This is a genomic window from Mycolicibacterium psychrotolerans (assembly GCF_010729305.1).
GTDB classification, from domain to species: Bacteria; Actinomycetota; Actinomycetes; order Mycobacteriales; family Mycobacteriaceae; genus Mycobacterium; species Mycobacterium psychrotolerans.
On the sequence record NZ_AP022574.1, the window covers coordinates 2,660,211 to 2,683,984 of the forward strand.

The window sequence follows — 23,774 nt, forward strand, 5'->3', positions numbered from 1 at the left end:
CGTGTCCGGGATCGACGAGCGGCTCTCCGTTCACGACGTCACCTTCCTCGGCGCGACCGTCGACGAGTTGTGCGCCCATTGGCAGGCGCTGGGGGTGCGTCGGCTCAGCGTCATCGACACCGAGATGACCGACGGGCGGATGATGGAAGTCGTTTCCGCACAGGGCTATTCGGTGAACACGGTGTACCATCTGTTCACGTCGACCGAGGGGCTCCGCCGGGTGATCGACGATGCCGCGGCGGTGGGCGCCCGGTCGGTCTACATGCTGACCGGTGGCCGGGGAGTGTTGTCCTGGGAGGACGCTGCTGATCGTTTCTGCGCCGCGGTGCTGCCGTGCCTCGATGACGCCCGCGCAGCGGGGATCGACCTGGCGATCGAGAACGCCTCGGGGCTGTACGCCGACATTCATATCGCCCACACACTGGCCGACACCGTCGAACTGGCGGAACGAGCCGGCCTGGGGATCTGCATCGACCTGTTCCACTGCTGGACCGAGGCGCACCTGACCGCGCTGATCGACCGTGCCCTGCCCCGCACGGTGGCGATCCAGGTCAGTGACTATGTGCTGGGCGATCGCGCGCTGCCCGCCCGGGCGGTACCCGGTGACGGCGCAATACCCATCGAATCGGTTGTCGCTCACACACTCGACCGCGGCTATGCGCGCGGGTTCGACCTGGAACTGATCGGTCCGCGGATCGACAGGGAAGGCCGGCGCGAGGCCGCGCACCGGGCCTGCGAGGTGATGACGGCGATGCTGTCACGGCTCGACCCCACGGAATGCGCATGAGCTACGGAGACGGTCCCGACGACGCCGCGCTGCGTGGGGCGTGGGAGACCTTCTGTCACCAGCTCATGGGTGCAGGGGAGCAGGTGTTCAAGGATTACAACGGAATCTCCGGCCTGCAGCGCACCGACGCCCTGCGGTTCTTGACCCAGAACTTGAGTCAAGCCTTCGACTTGGCGCTGGAGACCCGCGACCCGCGGTACCCGAGTCTTCATGCGTTCTGTGGACCGACGCGCAAGCTGGGCGGTGACTGTGCCGATTTCACCTACCAGCAAGCATGGATCGACGGTCGGTCGGTCTATCGCATCGTCGGAGAGCGGGGAAGCGCCCCGTTCTTCAACATCACCGTGCAGGGCCCGCGCCTCGAGGGGCCCGCGGTGCTGCACGAGCCGTTCGGCGACGTGCCGGAAGCCAACCTCATGGGCGAGCAACTGGTGACGGATACGGACGGCCGGTTCGAGGTGTTCATCGGCGGACCGCAGCGGGCACCGAATTGGCTGCCCACCACGCCCGGCTCGCGAAAGCTTTTCATCCGGCAGGGATTCGACTCATGGGACGACCGCCCCGCCACCATGCGGATCGAGCGGGTCGACATGGACGCGCCCAGACCGCTGCCGACTGCCGAGACGATGGTGGCGGCGATCGCATGGGCGGGAGACTTCGTCACCGGCGTGATGTCCGACTGGCCCGAGTATCCGTTCACTCACGGCGGGGTCGACGCGGACCGGCCCAACGAGTTCCCGATGGTAGGCACCGGTGCCGGCGACGCGGAGAGAGGCAGGGCGGCGGCCAACATGCACTGGTCACTCGCTTCCGACGAGGCACTGGTCATCGAGTTCGACGCTCACGAGGGTCTCTGGATGCTGACGAACATGGGCGTGTTCTTCAACAGCATGGACTTCCTGTACCGCCCGGTGAGCTACACGCCTGATCGCACCAAGGTCGACGGGGACGGCACCGTGCGACTGATCCTGGCCCACGACGATCCCGGCTATCACAACTGGCTGGACACCCAGGGGTTCGAGCAGGGCAACCTGACCTACCGGCACATGCTCGCCGGACAGCCCGCGGTGATACGCACCCGCCTGGTCAAACGCGCGCAACTGCCCGAGGTGTTGCCCGCGGACACCGCGACAGTCACCGAGCAGGAACGCACGGACCAGATGTGGGCGCGATTCACCGCGATTCGGAGCCGCTACGCCCTGCTGTGATGGCCTCGGGGAATCACGTCAGTCGATGACGGCGGCCTGCTTGCGCTCGGTGATGGGCCGGGCCAGCTCCTGCTCTTCACAGATGCGCTGCAGCTTGTCCAGGGTCTCGTCGAGTCCAGGGCCGAGCCGTGGTCCCGGCGTGAACGTCGCGGGCAGATGACGCATGCCCTGAATCACGCCGATCGTTTCGTAGTGCACGGTGCCCTCGGGGTCGCACACATAATCGGGCATGCGGTCGAGCACCGCGGTCAGCATGGACTTGAACACCGTGCGCGCCACGTTCGACCCCACACAGCGGTGCACGCCGATGCCGAAGCTGAAGTGCCGGTTGCCTTTCCGGTCCATGATCACCGTGTTCGGCTCGTCGAACACCGACGGGTCCCGGTTGGCCATCGCCCACGACAGCCAGAGCCTCTCGAACTTCTTGAACCGGTAGCCCTCGACCTCGACGTCATCGGAGAAGGTCCGGCCGTCGCCGGGCGCGGGGGTGAAGAAGCGCAGGAACTCCTCGGTGGCCGGATCGAGCAGCGTGTCACGCTCCCGGCTGAGCCGCTCGCGGTCGGTGGGGTGCTCGCCGAGCCATTCCAGGGCGTGCGCGGTGAGCGCGGTGGTGGTGTCGAAACCGCCGCCGATGATCAGGCCGAGGTTGCCCAGTATCTCGATGTCGGGCGCGGGTTCACCGTCGATGCGCAACTGCAGCAGCGCATTCACCAGGCCGGGCCGCGGGTTCTCCCGGATCTCCATCATGTTGGTGATGAGGTCGATGCCCATTGCGCGGTGCTGCTCGTTGATCTTCTCGCGCTCGGGTGCGTGCTCCGGCGTGTACACCGACGCGTGGGTGGGCTCGCTGTAGACGTTCCACTTCTTCAGGTCGATGCCCATCATCGCCAGGGTGAACACCGCCGGCACCACGTTCGCGAGATCGTCGACGAAATCGATCCGGCCGGACTCGATGTGCTCGTCGAGCGCGGCCCGGGTGATCTCGTGGATGAACGGCTCCCACCGTTTGATCGCCGCAGGCGACAGGTACGGGTTCAGTGCTCCGCGGTAGGCGCTGTGCTCGGGTTCGTCCATCTCGAGGATGCCTCCGCGCACCACCGTGGCACGGCTGGCCTTCGGGATCGTGATGCCCTGGTACGGCGTCTCACCGGAGATGTCGTGATGGTTGGACACGGCCGGGCAGCGGGCCAGCTCGAAGACCTCCCTGCTGCCTGCGGCAACCCAGTGCCCGTTGTAGGTCTCCGACCACGCCATCGGGCACTTGGCCTGCATCTCCTCGGTGATCTTCTCGAACTGCAGGCGGTACTCGGGCGTATGCCGGTCGAAGTGGTACGTCGGCTTTCTGCGGCTGTCGTCGGCGGTGCCGTCCACGGTGCCGTCCGCGATGTCGTCGACACTCAAAGCTGTTGTCTCCCTGTTTGTTCGGTTTCCCCTCCAGGGGTCACTCTTCAATGGTGATGGCCTGCTCCGGGCACGACTGTGCGGCTTCGCGCACGGCGGCCTCCTGATCCGGGGGAACCACCTCGCTGACTGGGGAGGCGGTGCCGTCGATGTCGCTGAGCGCGAACGAATCCGGTGCGATCATCGAGCACAGCGTGTGCCCCTGGCACCGGCTGGAGTCAACCGAGACCTTCACGTGTGTCCTTCCTCAGACGTGGTAGTCGTACCACTTGAGATAGCCGCCCGCATCGACGCGCAGCTGCATGCCTGTGACGTAGCGCGCCTCGTCGGAGACCAGCCACAGGATCGCGTTGCTGATGTCCTCGGGCTCGATGAAGTTGACCCGCATCGCCTGCTGCACCCCGAACACCGGTTCGGCATCGGCGCGCGTCGGGTTCTCCAGGTCCGGCCGGAAGGACTTGTACATCGGCGGGCTCTGCAACATGTCGGTGTTGCAGTTCGTCGGATGCACCACGTTGGCCCGGATGCCGCGCACCGCCAGTTCGGTCGCCAAGTCGTGGACATACTGTGAGAGCAGTCTCTTCGAGGTCATGTAGGCCATGCCGCCGGGATCGCCGCCCGGATTGGGTTTGTTCTGCGTATCCATCAGCGCGGCCGTCGAACCCGTCGCCACGATCGCGGCACCCTCCTTGAGGTGGGGCAGCGCCACCTGGATCGCGTTGATGGTGCCGATCAGGTTGGTGTTGATGACGTCGGTCCACGCCTGCAGCGGCGGATCGCCCTTCATGCCCGCGATCCCGGCCTGCGCGACGACGATGTCCAGACCGCCCAGAGCGGCGACGCCGTCGTCGAGGGCCTTCCTCAGTTGGGCGGCGTCGCGCACGTCTGCCTTGGCGGTGACGATGCGCTGGCCGGTCTTCTCGACGAATGCCGCTGTCTCGTCGAGGTCTTCGGGAGTGGCCATCGGATAGCCGATGGTCGCGACATCCTCACACAGGTCGACGGCGATGATGTCAGCACCCTCTTCGGCCAGTCGCACGGCGTGGCTGCGTCCCTGCCCGCGCGCGGCCCCCGTGATGAAGGCGATCTTTCCCTGGACGCGTCCCATGTCCGCACCGATCCTTTCTAGGTGTTCCGGCCGCCGTTGACACCGAGGATCTGACCGGTGATGTAGCCGGCCTCCTCGGAGATGAGGAAGGCACATGCCGCGGCGATGTCCTCGGGCCGGCCGATGCGCCGCACCGGGGTGGCCTCGATCTGCTTCTGCGTATCGCCCAGGAAGCCGCGTTTCTCCGCCTTGCGCAGCATCGGTGTGTCGATGAATCCGGGCGGAACGGCGTTCACCGTGATCCCGTCGGGGCCGTACTCGAGCGCCAGCGATTTGGTCAGACCGTTGACCGCTGACTTGGCGGCCACATAGGGCGCCATGAAGGGCTGGCCGGAGTGGGTGCTCGAGGACGAGATGTTCACGATGCGACCCCAGCCGGCCTCGATCATGTCGGGCAACACCGCTTGGGTGCAGTGGAACACGCCGTTGAGATTGACGTCGATGACCTTCTGCCAGTCCTCGAAGGTCAGTTCGGTGAAGCGCCGGAAGCGGTCCAGCCCCGCGGCGTTGACCAGTACCGTGACCGGCCCCAGATCCGCCCGGATCTCGGCCAGTGCCGCGTCGACGGCGGCCCGGTCGGTGACGTCGGCAGTGTAGGAGAACTTCGCCTCGCCGGGGTTCAGGTCGATCGTGGCCACTTGGAGCCCGTCGGCACTGAGGCGGTCCGCGATGGCGGCCCCGATGCCCGAGCCGCCACCGGTGACGACAGCGTTCTTCACGCGCAGCACACACCCATCAAGAATCATCCTTTCAATTACGAGAACCGTACTCTCGCCGAGCGCTCCATCGCAAGACATCGGATGTGCACTGTTCGCACGGGTGAGACGTTCGGAAGGTGATTGTCACACCGCTTGATGCAGGCAGAGGCGGTTCCGGCGAATTCCTTGAGTTCTCATCCGCCGAATGTATGATTCGCCGAGGATGAGAATGCAGTTTCCATCACATACGCCCACATCACGATGACGGCGCATCTCATCGGAGGAGGATGATGCAGGAAACAGCCACGGTCTCGACGGACAACGGCAGCGGCGCGGCAGCCGGAGGGCCTGATCGCCGGATGCTGATCGGCGGACGGCTCGTCGAGACAGCACAGACGTTTCCTTCGCTCAATCCGGCGACCGGCGAGGTGATCGGCCGGGCCCCCGACGCCTCCGTCGCCGACGCCGAGGCCGCGGTGGCCGCCGCGCGGCACGCCTTCGACGATGGGAACTGGTCCACCAACGTCGAACTGCGCATCCACTGCCTCGAGCAGCTGCACCGGGCGTTGCTCGAGCACCGCGACGAACTCGCCGCGCTGACGATCGCCGAAGTCGGTGCCACCGAGGCGCTGTGTCAGGGAGCCCAACTCGACCAGCCCATCGGGATCGTGCGGTACTACGCCGATCTGCTGAAGACCTACCCGCTGAGCGAGGACCTCGGGCTCGTCGAGAGCCGCGGCATGCAGCACCACCGCTGGGTGGAGAAGGAAGCCGCGGGGGTGGTCGCCGCGATCATCGCCTACAACTATCCCAATCAGCTGGCGCTGGCGAAGCTGGGCCCTGCGCTGGCCGCGGGCTGCACCGTCGTGCTCAAGTCCGCGCCCGACACCCCGCTGATCACATTGGCGCTCGGCGAGTTGATCGCCGAGCACACCGATATCCCGGCCGGCGTGGTCAACGTGCTCTCCGGAGCGGACCCGGCGGTCGGGGCAGCGCTGACGACCAGTCCCGATGTCGACATGGTCACCTTCACCGGGTCCACGCCGACCGGGCGGGCGATCATGGCGGCCGCCAGCGACACCCTGAAGAAGGTGTTCCTCGAACTCGGCGGCAAGTCCGCGGCGATCGTGCTCGACGACGCCGACTTCTCCACGGCCGCGCTGTTCTCGGCGTTCAGCATGGTCAGCCACGCAGGCCAGGGCTGCGCGCTCACCTCCCGGCTGCTCGTTCCCGAGAAGCACAAGGACGAGATCGTCGAGCTGGTCAAGAACAACTTCGGCCTGGTGCGCTACGGCGACCCGGCCGATCCGGCGACGTACATGGGGCCGCTGATCAGCGCGAAGCAGCGCGACAAGGTCGACGGCATGGTGCAGCGCGCCGTCGCGGCCGGCGCCACGCTGGTCACCGGCGGGGAGAAGGTCGATCCCGGCTACTTCTACACCCCGACCCTGCTCGCGGACGTGGACCCCGACAGCGAGATCGCCCAGGAGGAGGTGTTCGGGCCGGTACTCGTCGTCATCTCCTACACCGACGACGACGATGCGGTGCGCATCGCCAACAACTCGATCTACGGCCTGTCCGGAGCGGTGTTCGGCAGTCAGGAACGCGCGCTTGCCGTCGCGCGCCGGATCCGGACCGGCACGTTCTCCATCAACGGAGGCAACTACTTCGGTCCCGACACCCCGTTCGGCGGATACAAACAATCGGGCATCGGCCGCGAGATGGGCACGGCCGGGCTCGAAGAGTTCCTGGAGAGCAAGACCTTCGCGACGGTGGTGCCGTAGTGAGCAAGCCGCTGGAAGGCATCCGGGTTCTCGAGGTCGCGATGTACGGATTCGTCCCGTCGGCCGGCGCGGTGCTCGCCGAATGGGGAGCAGACGTCGTCAAGGTCGAGCATGCCGTGACCGGAGACCCACAACGGGGCCTGCGCCAGACCGGACTCCTTCGCGTCGAGGGCGACCCCAACCCCAACATCGAACACGCCAACCGACTCAAGCGCAGCATCGGGCTCGACATGTCGGTGCCGGAGGGCCGCGAGGTCCTGCTGGAGTTGGCCCGCGGCGCCGACGTCTTCCTCACCAGCTTCCTTCCCGGCCACCGCGAGAAATTCGGCATCGACGTCGACGACATCCGCGCGGTCAACCCGGCGATCGTCTACGCCCGCGGCAGCGCACTGGGCCCGCGCGGGGTCGAAGCCGTCAAGGGCGGCTACGACATGACGGCGTTCTGGTGCCGCGCAGGCACCGCCGCCACCATCACCCCGCCCGGCACACCGGGGATGGTGGGGCCGCCCGGACCCGCGTACGGCGACACGATCTCGGGCACCAACCTCGCAGGCGGCATCGCGGCGGCGCTGCTCAAGCGGGAGCGCACCGGGGAGCCGTCGGTCGTCGACGTGTCCCTGCTCGGCAGCGGACTCTGGGCCATGGGTCACACCGTGGCGCTGACCAAGCATCTCGGGCAGCGCATGGAGGCGTTCCCGCCCGGGGTGCACGGCTCGCCGATCAACCCGCTGGTCGGTCTGTACGCCACCGCCGACGACCGCTACATCTCGTTCGTCATGATGCAGCCCACCAAATTCTGGGCCGACGTGTGCCGGCACATGGACCTCGAGGACCTGGCCGAGGATCCGCGCTTCGCGACGGCCGAGTCGATCGCCGAGAACACCGAGGCGGCCACCGAATTCCTCGCCGAGGCCATGAAGAAGCGGCCACTGGTCGAATGGAGCGAGCGCTTCGCGACGCTGGCCGGGCCCTGGGCGCCGGTACAGGACACGTTGCAGGCCGCCGAGGACGCTCAGGTCCGCGCCAACGAATACCTGGTTCAGGCAGGCGAACTCGAGCTCGTCTCGAACCCGGTGCAATTCGATGTGGCCGCGCCGAGTTCGGGTCCGGCACCCGGCTTCGCCGAGCAGACCGACGAGATCCTGCTGGAACTCGGACTGGACTGGGATCGCATCATCGAGCTCAAGACGGCCGGCGCCGTCACCTGATCGCCGCTTCCCCCCACCCACGCTCCCCTGGAGACCCCACCATGCCCCACGTCGCCTCGATCGGCACCTACCTGCCGTGCTGGGGGTCGTCCCTGCACCGGGTCGCCGGCGACGACGAGGACGTCGTCACGATGGCGGTGGAGGCGGGCCGGGCAGCGCTGGAGGCGGGGGCGACGGTCGAGCGGGTGGTGCTGGTCAGCCGGCACATGCCGCTGACGGAGAGCAGCAACGCCGCGGTCCTGCTGGCCGGCCTCGGGCTGGACTCGGAGCTCGAGGTGGACGAGCGGCTCGGCGGCGCCCCGGCCACCGTCGACGCCCTGAGCTCGGCGCGTCCGCGCACCTTGATCATCGGTGCCGACCTGAATCCGGCCGGTGCAGCGGCCCTGGTGACCGCTGAGCACGGGCTGCGGGTGCGGACCGCAGCGCGGGTCGCGCGCAGCCTGCCGGTGCGGACCCGCAACGCCACGGGCGACGTGCACGACTACGGTGACCCGCGCCTGCTGCACGAGCGGGGTCTGGTCGCCTCGCTGGCCGCCGCCTGGCTGGGCACCCCGGTGGCGGTGGCGGGTGTGGACCAGCAGCGCGTCACCGAGTTGTGTCTGCCGGATCCGCCCGTGCTGCCGACCATCGGCGCGAGCGCAAGCCTGTTCGCGCTGGCCTCCCTCGCCGAGCGCGGTGCCACCGGCCCACTGGTGGCCGTCGAGCAGGCGATCCTGTCCGGGATCACCGTCACCGGCGGCACCGCCGCAATACACCGCAGAGAGCCTGCGGCACAGCCGGTTCCGGCCGGAGATTTCGTCGCCGACGCCGACATCCCGATCTCCCTGGCCGCCTACGAGCGCGCCTTCGAGGCCAAAGTACGTTGGGAGGCAGGAACGTTCAGCGACAGCCAGGCGCTCGACTTTCCGCCCCGCTACCGGGTGGGCGATGACGGTTCGCTGGCAACCGATTACGAGTTGGTTCCGCTGCCGCGCACCGGCACCGTGTACACCGAGACCACGGTGCACATCCCGGTGCCGGGACTGCGGAGCCCCTATTCACTGGTCATCGTCGAGCTCGACGACGTCGCGGTGCGGGCGCTGGTGAAGGTCACGGGCGCGACGCCCGGCACGGTCGAAATCGGAGACCGTGGCCGGTTGGCGCTGCGCCGGGTCGCGGTGCGCTCCGGGGTCCCCGACTACGGCTACGCGTTCGAACCGGAACGAGTCGCGGCGTGAGGACCCGAAGGCGAGCGGGAGTCGAGGCATGAGGACCCGAAGGCGAGCGCGAGTGAGGATCGCAGCGAAGCGAGGACCGGAGCGAGCGGGAGTCGAGGCATGAGGAGGGTCGCGATCGTCGGCGCCGGGATGACCCCGTTCGCCGAGCACTTCGCCCTCGGCATCAAGGATCTGCTGCCGATGGCGTTCGCGGAGTGCGCGCAGTCGGTCGACAAGGGACTCGCGAGGACCGACCTGCAGGCCGCATGGTTCGGCGCGATGGGGACTGCCGACGGATTCCCCGCCGGAATCCTCGCCGACACCCTCGGGCTGCCCGAACTACCCGTCAGCCGCGTCGAGAACTCCTGTGCCACCGGCCATGACGCGCTGCGCAACGCGCTGTTCGGCGTCGCCTCGGGCGTCTTCGACGTCGCACTTGTGGTGGGCGCGGACAAACTGCGCGACACCACCTCGGCCGACATGCTCTGGGAGTGGGAGGCCATGGCCCGCGACATGGCCTGGGACTACCCGCTCGGTCTCGTGGCCCCCGCTGGATTCGCCCTCCATGTTCGCCGATATCTCCACGAATCTCCGGCAACTGAAGAACACTTGGCCATGGTGGCGGTCAAGAACCACCGCCAGGGTGTGGACAATCCCAAAGCGCGGCTGCGCTTCGAGATCACGATGGAGCAGGCCCTGAACGCACCAACGGTGGTGACGCCGTTCCGGATGTATGACTGCGCGCCGCAGAGCGACGGCGCCGCAGCGCTGGTGATCGCGGCCGAGGACGTCGTCGACCGGTTCACCGACCGGCCGGTATGGATCCGCGGGGTGGGACTGGGCCTGGATTCGGTCATGCATCAGCACAAGCCGGACCTGACGACGTTCCCGGCGACCACCCGCGCGGCCAAGCAGGCGTTCGCGATGGCCGGGTTGGGGCCGGTCGACGTCGACGTCGCCGAGGTGCACGACTTCCTCACCGGCATCGAGCTGATGAGCTACGAAGACCTCGGATTTGCTGAGAGGCTGGGCGGCTACAAACTGCTGGAAGCGGGGGAGACCAGCATGGGCGGGTCACTGCCCGTCAATCCCAGTGGTGGATTGAAGTCCAAAGGGCACCCGCCGGGTGCCACAGGTGTGGCACAGTGCGTCGAGTTGTTCCAGCAGTTGCGGGGTGAAGCCGTCAACCAGGTGGACGGGGCTCGTATCGGGTTGGCCCACAACATCGGCGGACCGACAGCGGTCGCGGCCGTGACGATCCTGGAAGGATCCGGCAGCCATGGCAGGTAGAGGACCTGAACGATGGTCCCCCGGGATCGCGCAGATTCGGAACGTCAAGGGTCCGCTGCAGGCGGTCGGGGGGTTGTTCTCGATGTCGGCCGATGCGGTGGTGTTCATCTTCCGCCGGCCCTTTCAGTGGCGAGAGTTCCTGGAGCAGTGCTGGTTCGTGGCCCGGGTGTCGCTGGCGCCCACGCTGCTGGTGGCCATTCCGTTCACCGTGCTCGTCAGCTTCATTCTCAACATCCTGCTTCGTGAGCTCGGAGCGGCCGACCTGAGCGGCGCCGGAGCGGCATTCGGGGCGGTGACGCAGGTGGGTCCGCTGGTGACGGTGTTGATCGTGGCGGGTGCGGGCGCGACGGCGATGTGCGCGGATCTGGGATCGCGGACCATTCGCGAGGAGATCGACGCCATGGAGGTGCTGGGTATCAACCCGGTGCAGCGGCTGGTGACTCCGCGGATGCTGGCCTCCGGTCTGGTGGCGCTGCTGCTCAACAGCCTGGTCGTGATCATCGGCATCCTGGGCGGTTACACGTTCTCGGTGTTCATCCAGGACGTCAACCCGGGCGCTTTCGCCGCCGGCATCACGCTGCTCACCGGTGTTCCCGAGGTCATCATCTCGTGCGTCAAGGCAGCGCTGTTCGGGCTGATCGCCGGCTTGGTGGCGTGTTACCGCGGGTTGACCATCACCGGTGGCGGCGCCAAGGCCGTCGGCAACGCCGTCAACGAGACCGTCGTCTACGCCTTCATGGCGCTGTTCGTCATCAACGTGGTCGTCACCGCGGTCGGCATCCGGATGACGTCGGGCTAGACGGGACATCATGGGCACCTCAACAGTTCTGCGTACGCGATTCCCGCGGCTGACGAATTACGCCGCCCGTCCGGTGGCGACGCTCTCACGCATCGGCGATCACACGATGTTCTACGGAAAGGCGATCGCCGGGGTGCCCCACGCGGCGGTGCACTACCGCAAGGAGATCGTCCGGTTGATCGCCGAGATCTCCATGGGCGCTGGGACGCTGGCGATGATCGGCGGCACGGTGGTGATCGTCGGCTTCCTCACACTGGCGGCGGGCGGCACGCTGGCGGTGCAGGGCTACAGCTCGCTGGGCAACATCGGGATTGAGGCGCTGACCGGCTTCCTGGCGGCCTTCATCAACGTGCGGATCTCGGCGCCCGTGGTGGCGGGCATCGGGCTGGCCGCCACCTTCGGCGCCGGCGTGACCGCGCAGCTGGGCGCCATGCGCATCAACGAGGAGATCGACGCCCTGGAGTCGATGGGCATCCGTCCCATCGAGTACCTCGTGTCGACCCGCATCGTCGCCGGCATGATCGCGATCACCCCGCTGTACTCCATCGCGGTGATCCTCTCCTTCGTCGCAAGCCAATTCACCACGACGGTGCTGTTCGGTCAGTCCAGCGGGCTCTACGACCACTACTTCGACACCTTCCTCAACCCGATCGACCTGCTGTGGTCCTTCCTGCAGGCGATCCTGATGGCGATCACGATCCTGTTGATCCACACGTACTTCGGTTACTTCGCCACCGGTGGTCCGTCGGGCGTCGGTGTCGCCGTGGGCAACGCGGTGCGCACCTCGCTGATCGTGGTGGTCTCGGTGACGCTGCTGGTGTCGCTGTCGATCTACGGTTCCAACGGCAACTTCAATCTGTCGGGCTAGGGGGACAGGTGACGCGCAGCTATCTCCGGCCCCTGGTCGGTGCGGGCATGGTCATCGCGATCGTCGCGGTGGTCGCGCTGGCCGTCGTCCTGTTCCGGGGTGGCTACCGCGACACCGCCCCAGTGACGGTCATCTCGAACCGCGCCGGCCTGGTGCTGAACCCGGAAGCCAAGGTCAAGATGCGCGGGGTGCAGGTCGGCACCGTGGAGACGGTGTCCTACCGTCCGGACGGCACAGCCGATCTGCGGCTGGCCATCGACTCCTCTGCGCTGCACCTGATCCCGAGCAATGTCGGCGTGGACATCGCCTCGTCGACCGTGTTCGGCGCCAAGTCCGTCGAACTGGTCGCGCCGTCGAATCCGTCGGACGTCCCGTTGCGGGCCGGCCAGACGCTGCAGGGCCAACACGTCATGGTGGAGGCCAACACCGTTTTCCAGCAGCTCGTTTCGGTGCTGAACAAGATCGACCCCGCGAAGCTGAACGAGACACTCGGTGCGCTCTCGGCGGCGTTCTCCGGCCGCGGTGAGAAGTTCGGTCAGGCGCTCAGCGATCTCAACACCCTGCTGGCCAAGCTGGAGCCGAGCCTGCCGAGCCTGAGCCGGGACATCGAGCTCACCGCACCGGTCGCCACCGCCTACGCCGATGCAGCGCCGGATCTCATTCGCACGATGCAGAACTCGACCACGCTCAGCGACAGCATCGTCGACCAGCAGGACAACCTGGACACCTTCCTGGTCAGTGCCATCGGCCTGGCCGACATCGGCAACGACGTCCTGGGAAGCAACCGGGCCGCGTTCAGCACCGTGCTGGATCTTCTCGTTCCGACCACGGATGTGTTCCAGCGGTATGCCCCGGCCATCGACTGCACGCTCAAAGGCATGCAGTACACGCTGCATCAACCGCCCCAGCTCGATCCCGGCGTTCTGGTCAACGTCGCCTTCACCCTCGGCATCGAGCGGTACCGCTATCCGGCGAACCTGCCCAAGGTGGCGGCCAAGGGCGGTCCGCAGTGTATGGGGCTGCCCTACATCGGATTCGGCAACAGATCGAAGTACCTGGTCGCCGACACCGGCGCCAACCCATGGCAGTACGGCAACCAGGGCATCGTGCTCAACTCCGACGGCCTCAAGCAACTGCTGTTCGGGCCGCTGGACGGTCCGCCTCGCAACACCGCACAGATCGGGCAACCGGGATGACGCGCACCACCGGCACTCTGGTCAAGTTCGGGATCTTCGCGGTGGTGATGGTCCTGCTCACCGCGTTCCTGTTCATGGCGTTCAGCCAGTACCGCAGCGGCTCGACCTCCAGCTACTCGGCGGTGTTCGGCGATGCCTCGCGGCTGAAGACCGGAGACTCGGTCCGTGTCGCAGGGGTGCGCGTGGGCACGGTCAACGACATCGAGCTGCAGGACGACAAGAACGTGCTGGTGAAGTTCGACGCGGACCGTACCGTGGTCCTGACCACCGGCACCAAGGCGGCGGTCCGGTATCTCAACCTGACCGGTGACCGCTACCTCGAACTCCTCGACGGCCCGGGCTCGACGCGGGTGCTGCCCGCGGGCGCGCAGATTCCGAAGGAACGGACCGCCGGCGCGCTCGATCTCGATCTGCTGCTCGGTGGCTTGCGGCCCGTGGTGCAGGGTCTGAATCCGCAGGATGTGAACGCGCTGACCTCGGCACTGGTGCAGATCTTCCAAGGTCAGGGCAACACCCTGGATTCGCTGCTCAGCAAGACGTCCTCGCTCTCCACCACGCTGGCCGACAACAGCGCCGTGGTGCAGCAGTTGATCGACAACCTGCGCACCGTCGTCGACACCATCGGCAAGGACGGCGACAAGTTCTCCGACGCCATCGACCGGCTCGAGCAACTGGTCAGCGGGCTGTCGCAGGACCGGGATCCGATCGGTACGGCCATCACTGCGCTCGACAGCGGAACCGCCTCTCTGACAGACCTTCTCACCGAGGCCCGGCCGCCGCTGGCCGGCACCGTCGACCAGCTCAACCGCTTGGCCCCGCTTCTCGACGACCATCAGGTCGTGCTCGACCGGGCGCTGCAGCGGGGGCCTGAGAACTACCGGAAACTGGCCCGCTTGGGCTCGTACGGCAGCTGGATCATGTACTACATCTGCGGCCTGTCGATCCGGGTCACCGATCTGCAGGGCCGGACCGCGGTCTTCCCCATGATCAAACAAGAAGGCGGAAGGTGCGCTGAGCCCTGATGCGCAAATACCGAGAATCGAATCTCATCAAGGCGGGTTTCATCGGCGTGACGCTGATCATTCTCGTCATCGCGGTCGGGCTGCAGCCCGAGCGTCTGGTCCAGTGGGCCACGTCCATCCGGCATCAGGCCCTGTTCACCGAGGCGGGCGGAATCGCCGTCGGCAACGACGTGACACTGTCGGGGATCAAGGTGGGCACGGTCACCGACGTCGCGCTCGACAACGGCGACGCGCTGGTCACGTTCACCATCGACGGCAAGTATCCGCTGGGTTCGCTGACGACCGCACACATCCGCACGGGATCCCTGCTGGGGGAGCGGGTGATCACCCTCGAGTCCGACGGCAGCGGCACGCTCGACTCGCACGACGTCATCCCCACGTCGCGCACGTCGTCCCCGTACTCGCTGACCGACGCCGTCAGCGACCTGACCACCAACACCGCGGGCACGGACACCGCGGCGCTGAACCAGTCGCTGGACACACTGTCGTCGACGATCGACCAGATCGCACCGCAACTGGGCCCGACGTTCGACGGCCTGAGCCGGCTGTCCCAGTCGATCAACGACCGCAACGAGAATCTGGCCGCCCTGCTCAAGAGCGCCGGCGACGTGACCGAGGTGCTGTCCCAGCGCAGTCAGCAGGTGAACACGTTGCTGCTCAACGCCAATGATCTGCTCGGTGTGCTCAACGACCGCCGGCAGGCGATCGTCGACCTGCTCGCCAACACCTCGGCGGTCGCGCAGCAGCTCAGCGGTCTGGTCGCCGACAACGAAGCCGAACTGGCGCCGACCCTGCAGCGGCTCAACTCGGTGATGGCGATGCTGGAGCGCAACCGGGAGAACATCACCAAGATCCTGCCGAGTCTGAAGAAGTTCATCCTGGCCCAGGGTGAGACCCTGGCCAATGGCCCGTACTACAACGCCTACGTCCCGAACCTGCAGCCCGCGCAGTTGCTGCAGCCGTTCATCGACTACGCGTTCGGTTTCCGGCGCGGCACCAACGCCGGTCAGCCGCCGGACACCTCGGGGCCGCGCGCAGAACTCCCGTTGCCGTACAACGGGATCCCGGGAGGTACCCGCTGATGGGGCGTAGGCGGCTGGCGACGATCGTGGCGGTGGCCCTCGCGGTGCTGCTCCTCGCAGGCGGTGGTTACCTGATCCGACAGACCTACTTCGGGCCGCGCACGATCTCGGCGATCTTCACCTCCGCCACGGGTATCTATCCCGGCGACGAGGTGCGAGTGTCGGGAGTCGAGGTCGGGCGGATCGAGTCGATCACCCCCGAGGGCACGCAGACCCGGATGGTGCTCAGCGTCGACCGCGATGTGCCGATACCGGTCGACGCCAAGGCCGTGATCGTCGCTCCGAACCTGGTGGCCGCGCGGTACCTGCAGCTGACGCCCGCCTACCGGTCGAGCGGCCCCACGATGCCCGACGACTCGGTGATCCCGCTGGAGCGCACCGCGGTGCCGGTTGAATGGGACGAGGTCAAAGAACAGCTCATGCGGTTGGCCACCGACCTCGGTCCGCGAAGCGGTGTGGACGGCACGTCGGTGTCCCGGTTCATCGACAGCGCGGCCAACGCGATGGAGGGCAACGGAGACAAGTTGCGCCAGACCATCTCTCAGCTCTCGGGCGTGGCCCGCGTGCTCGCCGAAGGTAGCGGCAACGTGGTCGACATCATCAAGAACCTGCAGACATTCGTCACCGCGTTGAAGAACAGCAACGAGCAGGTGGTGATGTTCCAGAACCGGTTGGCCACGCTGACCAGTGTGGTCGACGGCAGCAGATCGGACCTCGACGCCGCGCTGAAGAACCTGTCGGTGGCCGTCGTCGACGTGCAGCGGTTCGTCGCGGGCACCCGGGACAAGACCTCCGAACAGGTGCAGCGGCTTGCCAACGTGACCGGCAACCTGCTCGACAACAAGATGGAGCTGGAGAACCTCCTGCACATCGCGCCCAACGCACTGTCGAACGCGTACAACATCTACAACCCCGACGTGGGCAGCGCGGTGGGCCAGTTCGTGCTGAACAACTTCTCCAACCCTGTGCAATTCGTCTGCGGGGCCATCGGAGCCATCGAGAACACCACCGCCCCCGAGACCGCGAAGCTGTGCTCGGACTACCTCGGTCCCGCGCTGCGGCTGCTCAACTTCAACTACCTGCCGTTCCCGATCGCCCCGTTCCTGATGCCCTCGGCCAACCCGGACAACCTGATCTACTCCGAGGCCAACCTGATGCCAGGCGGCCCCGGCGGGGCGCCGGCACCGCCGACCGAGCCGCCGGCCATCTCCGCCTACGACGGGGTCGCACCCGGACCGGCGCCGTACACCGGGCGGCCGCCCGGCGTGCCTGCGCCCGGCGCACAGCAACTGTTGCCCGGTGCCCCGCCGGTGATTCCCCCCAGCGTGCCGCCCAGCGTGTACTCGATGCTGGCGCCGGCCGGTCCCGCTCCGGGACCCGCGCCGGGCCCGGTGGGCGGGCCGCCGCTGGCCGCAGAAGCTCCGGCGCCCGCACCGGCGCCCCCCGCAGGAGGGACGCCCCCGGCATGACCAAACAGACATTCTCACGGCGGGCCGCCGTCGTCACCACGTGTGTGGCGGTGTCGGTCAGCGGGTGCGGCTTCCAGGGCGTGAACTCGCTGCCGCTACCCGGTGCCGTCGGGCGGGGCTCCGACGCGGTCGTCTATCACGTCGAGGTGGCGAACATCGCGACGCTGGAACCGAATTCACCGGTGATGATCGACGACGTCGTGGTGGGGAGCGTGCGGTCCCTGTCGGTCAAGGACTGGCACGCCGACGTGGAGATCTCGGTCAAGCCGGACGTGATGATCCCGGCCAACGTGGTCGCCAGCGTCGGACAGACCAGCCTGCTCGGATCCATGCACCTTGCGTTGAACCCGCCGGCCGGGCAGGCCCCGCAGGGCACGCTCGCCCCGGGCACCACCATCGGACTCAACGACTCGTCGACCTATCCGACCACCGAGCAGACCCTGTCGGCGCTCGCGGCCGTCGTCAACGGCGGAGGCCTCGGCCAGATCGGCGATGTCATCCACAACGTCAGCGGGGCGCTCAACGGCCGCGAGGGGGAGATCCGCGATCTTCTGGGCCGGCTTGACAACTTCGTCGGCACCCTGGATGCGCAGCGGGACAACATCGTGGCGTCGATCCAGTCGCTCGATCGCCTCGCGTCGACCTTCGCCGGTCAACGCGACGACATCACCAGGGCGCTGGACCGGATCCCGCCCGCCATCGACGTCCTGGTCAGGGAGCGGCCACGCCTGACCACCGCGCTGCAGAAGCTGGGAACGTTCAGCGACACCGCCACCCGGTTCGTCAACGATTCACAGGCCGATCTGGTGCAGAACCTGAAGAACCTCGAGCCGGTCATCAAGACCTTCGCCGACGTGGGCCCCGATCTGAACTCGCTGCTGGAGTACGCCGCACACTTCCCCTTCACTCAGAGCTTCATCGACCGCGCGATCCGCGGCGACTACTACAACCTGTTCGCCACCGTCGACCTCACGATCCCGCGGCTGAAGCGCACCACCTTCCTCGGTACCCGGTGGGAACAGGAAGGGGCGCAGCTGATTCCCGCGCCCGGCGACCCGAACTATCTGCAGTACACCTACGACCCGCTCAAGCTCGGGATCGACCCACCGCCGAACATGCGCCCCCCGGTGGGTGATGTCTCCTACCCGCCGGCACCGCCGGTGCCACCCCGCGACGTGGTGGTGCCGTCGGCCCCGCCTCCCGTGACCGCGGATGTCGGACCGATCCTGCCGGTGATCCCGCCGGCGCCGCTGTCGGTGCCGGGCGGGCAGATCCAGACCCAGTCCGCACCGCCGGCGCCCAGCGGCCCCGGCCAGATCTTCGCGGGACCGTATGGCCCGCAACCGAATGCCCCGGCCGCCCAGCCGCCTGCCCCCGGAGGTGGTGGCTAGTGCTCACCCGTTTCGTCCGCAACCAGCTGATCATCTTCACGATCGCCTCGGTCGTCGGGGTCCTGGTGATGGTGTTCGTCTACATGCAGGTCCCCATGCTGCTGGGCGTGGGCCGCATCACCGTGAAGATGGATCTTCCCGCCGCCGGCGGTCTCTACCAGTTCAGCAACGTCACTTACCGCGGGTCCCAGATCGGCAAGGTGACATCGGTGACGCTCACCGATCACGGCGCCGAAGCGACGATGTCCCTGGAGCGTTCGCCCAAGATCCCCGCCGACCTGAAGGCCGAGGTGCGCAGCATGTCGGCGGTGGGTGAGCAGTACGTGGAGTTGTTGCCGCGCACCGATTCCGGACCCTACCTGGAGAACGGATCGGTGATCGCGATGGCGAACACCGCCATTCCCCAGGCGGTCGGCCCGATGCTGGACCAGCTCAGCTCCCTGGTGGACACGATTCCCAAGGACAGCCTGAGCCGGCTGCTCGACGAGTCGTACAAGGCGTTCAACGGAACCGGATACGACTTCGGTTCGCTGCTGGACTCGTCGTCGACGGTCACCCGGGATGCGAACGCGGTGTCCGACCAGACGGTCGCACTCACCGAGGACGCCGGCCCGTTCCTGGACGCCCAGGCGCGCACCACCGATGCGATCCGGACGTGGGCGGCGAGCCTGGCCGGTGTCACCGAACAGGTCGCGAACAACGACTCCCAGGTGCGCTCGATCCTGCAGAACGGTCCCGGATTCGCGCAGGAGACATCGCGTCTGCTCAATCAGATCAAGCCGACGCTGCCGGTGCTGCTGGCCAACCTGACCACGTTCGGCCAGATCGGGGTGACCTACAACCCGTCGATCGAGCAGTTGCTGGTGCTGGTCCCACCGTTCGTCGCGCAGATCCAGACCTACGCCCCGACCAACAACCCGACCGGATTACCCAACGGCGACTTCTCTTTGGGCCTCGGTGATCCGCCTGCCTGCACCGTGGGCTTCCTGCCGCCGTCGGAGTGGCGCAGTCCTGTCGACACGTCGGTCATCGACACGCCTGACGGCCTGTATTGCAAGTTGCCGCAGGACTCACCGATCGGGGTCCGCGGCGCTCGGAACTACCCTTGCATGGATCATCCGGGTAAGCGGGCGCCCACCGTCGAGCTGTGCAACGACCCGAACGGCTATCAGCCGATCGCGCAGCGCCAGCACGCGCTCGGTCCGTATCCGCTCGATCCGAACCTCATCGCGCAGGGCATCCTGCCGGACTCGCGAGTGCGGCCGGACGACAACATCTTCGGTCCGATCGAGGGCACCCCGCTGCCGCCGGGAGTGGTCGCTCCGCCGCCGGACATCGCTCCGCCGCCGTCGCCGCCGCCGAACTTCGCGGGGACGAATCCCGGGGCGATGCTGCCGGGCCAGCCGCTGTACACCGCACCTCCGGTGAGTTCACCCGGACCAGCTCAGGTGACCGATCCGGCGATCGTGCCCGCGCCGCCGGCGCAGCTTCCGCAGGCGACTGAAATCCCGGTGCCCCCGGGGGTTTCGCCGGACGAGCTGAACCTGCCGCCCACCGTGGTTCCGGTGCCGGCTCCGGCGCCCGTCGTCTCGCCGAGCGCCTTCACCGGTGGTCAGGGGGACGGGCCGTCGGTTGCGGTGGCCAAGTACAACCCCCGCACCGGGGAGTACATGGGCAGTGACGGAAAGCTCTACCGCCAAGCCGATCTCGCCACGGCGCCCACGTCGTGGCGGGACCTGATGCCGATGTGACACCGTGAGAACGGCTCGGCCCCGAGCGCATCGCACGCGGGGCCGGTCGGGCGGCGGTGCCGGGTGTCAGATCTTCTTCATGTAGAACGGCATCCGAACCGTCGGCCACTGATTGCGGCCACAGGAGCCGCTGGGGCCGGTCGTCTGGTTCTCGCCGGTGTACTCGTCGGCGGCCGCATCGACGTGCCCGTCGAAGCCGACGGGATAGAGCTTGTAGACCTGCAGACCTTCGATCGGCTGGCCGTCCGCGCAGAAGCGCCAGTTGGGGACGACGCGCTTGACGTAGTACAGCCCGTTCGTCGTGTAGATCGGCGCACTCCAGCCGGCGTCGCTGGTGACCGTGCCGGTGCACTCGGTGGGGGAGACGCACTGCGTGCCGATGGTCCAGGTGGACCGCTCGCCGGGTTGATCCTGGAACCGCTCGTTCACCTTGGCGAAGTCGCCGTTGGACGACACCGCGAAGGTACCGTTGATGCCCCAGCCCTCGCCCGCGTCGGCGGGTGGCGCGAGCAGCACACCGGCGGCGGCCGCCGTGACGAGCGCGGCGCTGGCATTGAGTCTGGACGCCGACATGGGTGAGCTCCTCGAAACCGGGGTAGGCGTGTTCTCGATTTCGGAGAATAACAGTTACATCGGGGTGACGTTGCCTTTCAACGGATCTGGCGGCAGTGGTGATCGCGCGGTCAGTGTGGTCAGATCGATCTTCTCCGATATCGAGAGTTCCATTTCCGGATGTGGGAGAGTGGTCACGTGCGTTTGACCGTCATCGCGGCCACGTCACTGGTGGCGCTGGGAGTAATGCCCGCGCCTCAGGCCGCCGCAGAGCCGCAGACCTGCAACGATCCGTCGTGCGTGCCGGGGATCACGCCGAACGTCGTTCAGGGTTCGTACTGCTCGAACACGAGCTACTACGTCTTCGGCACCGCCGTCGCCGGTGTGTCGACGCGGGCCGGCCGGCTGCTGTTCTGCGGCTCTCCCCGCCGCTACGAGCCGCGCTGGTTCCGCTCTCCACCGATGATGGGCATCCGCGAGGAGAACACCGACTGCACCGGCTACATGGACGCCGTCGCGCAGGCGCCGGACGGGCTCTTCCTGGCGTGCGTGCCGATGAACGACCGCAGCCTCTGGCGCCGCGGCGACGCCTGAGGGCGGCTACCAGTTCCGGATCGAGCAGAGCGCACCTCTGGCGCCGCTGTTGGTCTTCACCACCACACCGTCGACGGCGAGTTCGCAGGTGAAGCCGGCGGTGTCGAACATGCGGGTCTCGCCGCTCTGCACCAGCACCATCGCCCACAGGTCGGGATTCGCGAGTTGCGTCTCCAGTACCCACGGTCGGTCCGGCGCGACATCGACCTGGACGCGGGGGCTGAAGACGTAGGGGTTGTGGCTGTAATCGCTGAACACCGCCGGCTCCGCGTCGCGGTAGTAGATGTCGGCGAAGGACGCAGCGTTGGCGCTGACGGTGTAGCGCACGTGATGCATCGCCGGGCCCTGCGCCGTGGCCGGCGCCGTCGCGCTCACGGCTACCACGACCAGCGCTGGAAGAACGGCGTATCGCACTCTCATCTCACATCCTGGTCAGAAAGAAGGGATAGGTGAGCCGGCCACCCGGTGCACCGTCACAGCCGGCGGCGAAGGAGGAGACGAGCTCGCCGGTGAGCGACGTCGCGTCCCACGTGTAGACGTCGTGGGTGGGAACCGTAGGTCCGTAGTAGATGTCGCCGCAGCGCAGCCCGAACGGGTCCTCGATCACCATCGTGTAGCGGTTGTCGGCCAGTGTTGCCTTGACCTGGCTGTAGACGGCCTTGGCGATCGGCTGGGGCAGGGTGTTCACGTCGATGCAGTCCTGGCGTTTCGAGTTGTCCGGGTTCCGGCACGGCGCGATCATCGACCAGACGTACGTGTGGAAGTCGCGCCGGTCCGGGATGTGCAGCAGATAGTTGCCCAGCGTCATCGCCGGCGCGGTGGGGGCGGACACGAGACCCGCGACCATCAGGACAGCGAGCGCCACGACCGACTTCACATGATCCTCCATGTCGAGCTCGCTGCAGATCGCTACGAGAGCGTCATTCTCCCCGGTGAGAATAGCAACTCCGCGCGGGCGCGTCGGTGGAACGGCGGAGCGGGCCCCCGCCGGGCCGGGTGCTCAGCTTGCCGGGGTGAAGGTGATGTTCAGCGACGTCAGTCCGCGCAGGATGAACGTGGGTTCATAGGTGTACCGGCGGGCGTGGGCAGGGCCGTGATGGTCCTCGTCGATCGCGATGTCGCGCATGCGATCGAGGATCCGTTCGATCGACACCCTGCCCTCGACGCGGGCGAGTGGCCCGCCGGGGCAGGAGTGCACGCCGCGGCCGAACGCGATGTGCTCCCGGACGTTCTTGCGGTCCAGATCGAATTCGTGGGGATGCGCGAAGCGGTCGGGATCCCGGTTGACCGCGCCCGGGCACACCATCATCGTGGTGCCCGCGGGCACGTCGACGTCGCCGACCTTCGTGTTCTTCCGGGCGAGGCGGAACTGACTCTTGACCGGCGCGTCCATCCGCAACGCCTCCTCGACGAAGACGGGGATGCGAGAGCGGTCGCTGCGCAACCGCTCCTGGACGTCGGGGTGGTCGCCGAGCACGCGCAGGGAGGCGGTGAGCAGCTTGGTGGTCGTCTCCTGGCCGGCGGCGAACAGGAAGGTGGCCGAGCGCACGACCTCGATCACCGGCGGCGTCGACCCGTCCGGGTACTTCGCCGTCGCGAGTGCGGTGAGCACGTCGTCGCGCGGCTCCCTGCGGCGGTCTTCGAGGTAACCGATGAACTTCTCGTCCAGCCACTCCAGCGGGTTCGTGCCCACCAGGTCGCTGTGGTCCAGCGAGCCGACGATGGCGCCCGGCCGCGGTGCACCCAGCACGGTGCGGAACTCCTCGTGGTCGGCTTCGGGGACGCCGAGTAGGTCGGCGATCACCAACAGCGAGAACGGCTTTGCGTAGGCGGACAGGAATTCACAGCGCCCGGCGGGTTCCCTGGCGAAGATGTCGTCGAGCACCTCGTCGGCGAGCCGCCACATGAAGTCCTCGTTCTCCTTGAGCCGGCTGGGCGTCAGGAGCCTGTTGAGAAGGGACCGGGCGTTGGTGTGGTCCGGTGGATCCATCGTGACCATGTGCTCGTACATGGGCATCTGGGGTCGGTGCACGGTGATCTGGTCGGTGATGTCGTCCCCTTCGGGCACGAACGGCAGCGGCGGGAACGGGCCGGCGACCGCGATGCACGACGAGAACGTCTCGGCGTCCTTGAGGACCGTCGCCGCTTCCTCGTACCCGGTGACGGCCAGCACCCCGTAGTTGGGTTCCCGCACCACGGGACACCGGTTGCGCAGATGATCGAAGTACGGGTGCGGATCGGGCACCAGCGACGGATCGGTGAAGTAGTCGATCGTGTCGAAATCGCTCATGTCCCGGGCCTCCTGAAGTGGTGTGTTCCGCGAAACGCTACCGAGGGAACGCCGCGAAATGCTGAGCACTTGCTTAGCAT

Annotated in this window: 23 protein-coding genes; 15 read left to right on the top strand and 8 right to left on the bottom strand. The window is 67.3% G+C overall.

Features of this window, described 5'->3' with window-relative positions; translation table 11 throughout:
• Window position 1: 1 nt before the first annotated feature.
• Together G6N45_RS13195 and G6N45_RS13200 are read left to right on the top strand one after the other, a co-directional pair.
• On the top strand, window positions 2-787 hold the full coding sequence (locus G6N45_RS13195; RefSeq protein ID WP_179965319.1) for a sugar phosphate isomerase/epimerase family protein: 786 nt from the start codon (window positions 2-4) through the stop codon (window positions 785-787).
• Window positions 784-1,995 carry a DUF1214 domain-containing protein gene (locus tag G6N45_RS13200; RefSeq protein WP_163722734.1) on the top strand — a complete coding sequence of 404 codons (1,212 nt, stop codon included), beginning with the start codon at window positions 784-786 and terminating at the stop codon, window positions 1,993-1,995. The genes G6N45_RS13195 and G6N45_RS13200 overlap by 4 nt, the downstream gene beginning before the upstream one ends.
• A gap of 18 nt (window positions 1,996-2,013) precedes the next feature.
• Here G6N45_RS13200 and G6N45_RS13205 read toward each other — a convergent pair whose 3' ends face one another.
• The 4 genes from G6N45_RS13205 to G6N45_RS13220 are packed head-to-tail and all read right to left on the bottom strand — an operon-like array spanning window position 2,014 to window position 5,223.
• Window positions 2,014-3,396, bottom strand: a complete 1,383-nt coding sequence (locus G6N45_RS13205; RefSeq protein WP_163722735.1) for a cytochrome P450 — start codon at window positions 3,394-3,396, stop codon at window positions 2,014-2,016.
• Window positions 3,397-3,436: 40 nt separating this feature from the next.
• A complete protein-coding gene (locus tag G6N45_RS13210) occupies window positions 3,437-3,631 on the bottom strand; it encodes a ferredoxin (RefSeq protein ID WP_163722736.1) in 195 nt (64 codons plus the stop codon).
• Between the two features lie 12 nt (window positions 3,632-3,643).
• Window positions 3,644-4,504 carry a mycofactocin-coupled SDR family oxidoreductase gene (locus G6N45_RS13215; RefSeq protein ID WP_163722737.1) on the bottom strand — a complete coding sequence of 287 codons (861 nt, stop codon included), beginning with the start codon at window positions 4,502-4,504 and terminating at the stop codon, window positions 3,644-3,646.
• A 17-nt stretch (window positions 4,505-4,521) separates the two neighbouring features.
• Entirely contained in the window at window positions 4,522-5,223 is a 702-nt protein-coding gene (locus G6N45_RS13220) for an SDR family NAD(P)-dependent oxidoreductase (RefSeq protein WP_057146149.1), read from the bottom strand.
• Window positions 5,224-5,492: 269 nt separating this feature from the next.
• On the opposite strand from G6N45_RS13220, the gene G6N45_RS13225 reads away from it, so the two are divergent.
• The 12 genes from G6N45_RS13225 to G6N45_RS13280 all read left to right on the top strand — a co-directional run bounded on the left by G6N45_RS13225 (window position 5,493) and on the right by G6N45_RS13280 (window position 20,258).
• Entirely contained in the window at window positions 5,493-6,986 is a 1,494-nt protein-coding gene (locus G6N45_RS13225; RefSeq protein ID WP_163722738.1) for an aldehyde dehydrogenase family protein, read from the top strand.
• Window positions 6,986-8,194: a CaiB/BaiF CoA transferase family protein gene (locus G6N45_RS13230; protein WP_163722739.1), complete on the top strand. Its 1,209-nt coding sequence runs from the start codon at window positions 6,986-6,988 to the stop codon at window positions 8,192-8,194. The genes G6N45_RS13225 and G6N45_RS13230 overlap by 1 nt, the downstream gene beginning before the upstream one ends.
• A gap of 41 nt (window positions 8,195-8,235) precedes the next feature.
• Entirely contained in the window at window positions 8,236-9,411 is a 1,176-nt protein-coding gene (locus G6N45_RS13235) for an OB-fold domain-containing protein (protein WP_163722740.1), read from the top strand.
• A 99-nt stretch (window positions 9,412-9,510) separates the two neighbouring features.
• Window positions 9,511-10,680 (top strand): thiolase C-terminal domain-containing protein, encoded by a 1,170-nt coding sequence (locus tag G6N45_RS13240; RefSeq protein WP_163722741.1) that lies wholly within the window; start codon window positions 9,511-9,513, stop codon window positions 10,678-10,680.
• Entirely contained in the window at window positions 10,670-11,479 is an 810-nt protein-coding gene (locus G6N45_RS13245) for an MlaE family ABC transporter permease (RefSeq protein ID WP_163722742.1), read from the top strand. The genes G6N45_RS13240 and G6N45_RS13245 overlap by 11 nt, the downstream gene beginning before the upstream one ends.
• Window positions 11,480-11,489: 10 nt before the next feature.
• The gene (locus G6N45_RS13250; protein WP_163722743.1) at window positions 11,490-12,347 is read left to right on the top strand and encodes an MlaE family ABC transporter permease; all 858 of its coding nucleotides are present in this window, start codon (window positions 11,490-11,492) and stop codon (window positions 12,345-12,347) included.
• An 8-nt stretch (window positions 12,348-12,355) separates the two neighbouring features.
• The gene (locus tag G6N45_RS13255) at window positions 12,356-13,543 is read left to right on the top strand and encodes an MCE family protein (RefSeq protein WP_246228985.1); all 1,188 of its coding nucleotides are present in this window, start codon (window positions 12,356-12,358) and stop codon (window positions 13,541-13,543) included.
• Window positions 13,540-14,565 carry an MCE family protein gene (locus tag G6N45_RS13260; protein ID WP_163722744.1) on the top strand — a complete coding sequence of 342 codons (1,026 nt, stop codon included), beginning with the start codon at window positions 13,540-13,542 and terminating at the stop codon, window positions 14,563-14,565. Before G6N45_RS13255 ends, G6N45_RS13260 begins: the two co-directional genes overlap by 4 nt.
• Window positions 14,565-15,647, top strand: coding sequence for an MCE family protein (locus G6N45_RS13265; protein ID WP_163722745.1), 1,083 nt, complete (start codon window positions 14,565-14,567; stop codon window positions 15,645-15,647). The genes G6N45_RS13260 and G6N45_RS13265 overlap by 1 nt, the downstream gene beginning before the upstream one ends.
• Window positions 15,647-17,116, top strand: a complete 1,470-nt coding sequence (locus G6N45_RS13270; RefSeq protein WP_163722746.1) for an MCE family protein — start codon at window positions 15,647-15,649, stop codon at window positions 17,114-17,116. Before G6N45_RS13265 ends, G6N45_RS13270 begins: the two co-directional genes overlap by 1 nt.
• Window positions 17,113-18,507 (top strand): MCE family protein, encoded by a 1,395-nt coding sequence (locus G6N45_RS13275; protein ID WP_163722747.1) that lies wholly within the window; start codon window positions 17,113-17,115, stop codon window positions 18,505-18,507. The genes G6N45_RS13270 and G6N45_RS13275 overlap by 4 nt, the downstream gene beginning before the upstream one ends.
• On the top strand, window positions 18,507-20,258 hold the full coding sequence (locus G6N45_RS13280; protein ID WP_163722748.1) for an MCE family protein: 1,752 nt from the start codon (window positions 18,507-18,509) through the stop codon (window positions 20,256-20,258). The genes G6N45_RS13275 and G6N45_RS13280 overlap by 1 nt, the downstream gene beginning before the upstream one ends.
• Before the next feature lie 66 nt (window positions 20,259-20,324).
• Here the strand turns inward: G6N45_RS13280 and G6N45_RS13285 are convergent, their stop codons facing one another.
• The gene (locus G6N45_RS13285; protein ID WP_163722749.1) at window positions 20,325-20,831 is read right to left on the bottom strand and encodes an Rv2253/PknI dimerization domain-containing protein; all 507 of its coding nucleotides are present in this window, start codon (window positions 20,829-20,831) and stop codon (window positions 20,325-20,327) included.
• Between the two features lie 177 nt (window positions 20,832-21,008).
• Here G6N45_RS13285 and G6N45_RS13290 point away from each other — a divergent pair, with 177 nt between their 5' ends.
• Window positions 21,009-21,404 carry a hypothetical protein gene (locus G6N45_RS13290; RefSeq protein WP_407664327.1) on the top strand — a complete coding sequence of 132 codons (396 nt, stop codon included), beginning with the start codon at window positions 21,009-21,011 and terminating at the stop codon, window positions 21,402-21,404.
• A 6-nt stretch (window positions 21,405-21,410) separates the two neighbouring features.
• On the opposite strand, the gene G6N45_RS13295 is transcribed toward G6N45_RS13290, so the two are convergent.
• The 3 genes from G6N45_RS13295 to G6N45_RS13305 all read right to left on the bottom strand — a co-directional run bounded on the left by G6N45_RS13295 (window position 21,411) and on the right by G6N45_RS13305 (window position 23,694).
• On the bottom strand, window positions 21,411-21,824 hold the full coding sequence (locus G6N45_RS13295; RefSeq protein ID WP_163722750.1) for an Rv2576c family protein: 414 nt from the start codon (window positions 21,822-21,824) through the stop codon (window positions 21,411-21,413).
• A gap of 1 nt (window position 21,825) precedes the next feature.
• Window positions 21,826-22,293, bottom strand: coding sequence for a hypothetical protein (locus tag G6N45_RS13300; RefSeq protein WP_163722751.1), 468 nt, complete (start codon window positions 22,291-22,293; stop codon window positions 21,826-21,828).
• Between the two features lie 111 nt (window positions 22,294-22,404).
• Complete coding sequence (locus G6N45_RS13305) at window positions 22,405-23,694, bottom strand: cytochrome P450 (protein ID WP_163722752.1); 1,290 nt, start codon at window positions 23,692-23,694, stop codon at window positions 22,405-22,407.
• Window positions 23,695-23,774 lie beyond the last annotated feature (80 nt).

Coding starts and splice junctions, on each gene's coding strand:
- G6N45_RS13235 (WP_163722740.1), top strand. CDS start 8,236: ATGCCCCACGTCGCCTCGATCGGCACCTACCTGCCGTGCTGGGGGTCG.
- G6N45_RS13200 (WP_163722734.1), top strand. CDS start 784: ATGAGCTACGGAGACGGTCCCGACGACGCCGCGCTGCGTGGGGCGTGG.
- G6N45_RS13245 (WP_163722742.1), top strand. CDS start 10,670: ATGGCAGGTAGAGGACCTGAACGATGGTCCCCCGGGATCGCGCAGATT.
- G6N45_RS13215 (WP_163722737.1), bottom strand. CDS start 4,504: ATGGGACGCGTCCAGGGAAAGATCGCCTTCATCACGGGGGCCGCGCGC.
- G6N45_RS13240 (WP_163722741.1), top strand. CDS start 9,511: ATGAGGAGGGTCGCGATCGTCGGCGCCGGGATGACCCCGTTCGCCGAG.
- G6N45_RS13295 (WP_163722750.1), bottom strand. CDS start 21,824: ATGAGAGTGCGATACGCCGTTCTTCCAGCGCTGGTCGTGGTAGCCGTG.
- G6N45_RS13270 (WP_163722746.1), top strand. CDS start 15,647: ATGGGGCGTAGGCGGCTGGCGACGATCGTGGCGGTGGCCCTCGCGGTG.
- G6N45_RS13275 (WP_163722747.1), top strand. CDS start 17,113: ATGACCAAACAGACATTCTCACGGCGGGCCGCCGTCGTCACCACGTGT.
- G6N45_RS13250 (WP_163722743.1), top strand. CDS start 11,490: ATGGGCACCTCAACAGTTCTGCGTACGCGATTCCCGCGGCTGACGAAT.
- G6N45_RS13300 (WP_163722751.1), bottom strand. CDS start 22,293: ATGGAGGATCATGTGAAGTCGGTCGTGGCGCTCGCTGTCCTGATGGTC.
- G6N45_RS13285 (WP_163722749.1), bottom strand. CDS start 20,831: ATGTCGGCGTCCAGACTCAATGCCAGCGCCGCGCTCGTCACGGCGGCC.
- G6N45_RS13265 (WP_163722745.1), top strand. CDS start 14,565: ATGCGCAAATACCGAGAATCGAATCTCATCAAGGCGGGTTTCATCGGC.
- G6N45_RS13305 (WP_163722752.1), bottom strand. CDS start 23,694: ATGAGCGATTTCGACACGATCGACTACTTCACCGATCCGTCGCTGGTG.
- G6N45_RS13260 (WP_163722744.1), top strand. CDS start 13,540: ATGACGCGCACCACCGGCACTCTGGTCAAGTTCGGGATCTTCGCGGTG.
- G6N45_RS13225 (WP_163722738.1), top strand. CDS start 5,493: ATGCAGGAAACAGCCACGGTCTCGACGGACAACGGCAGCGGCGCGGCA.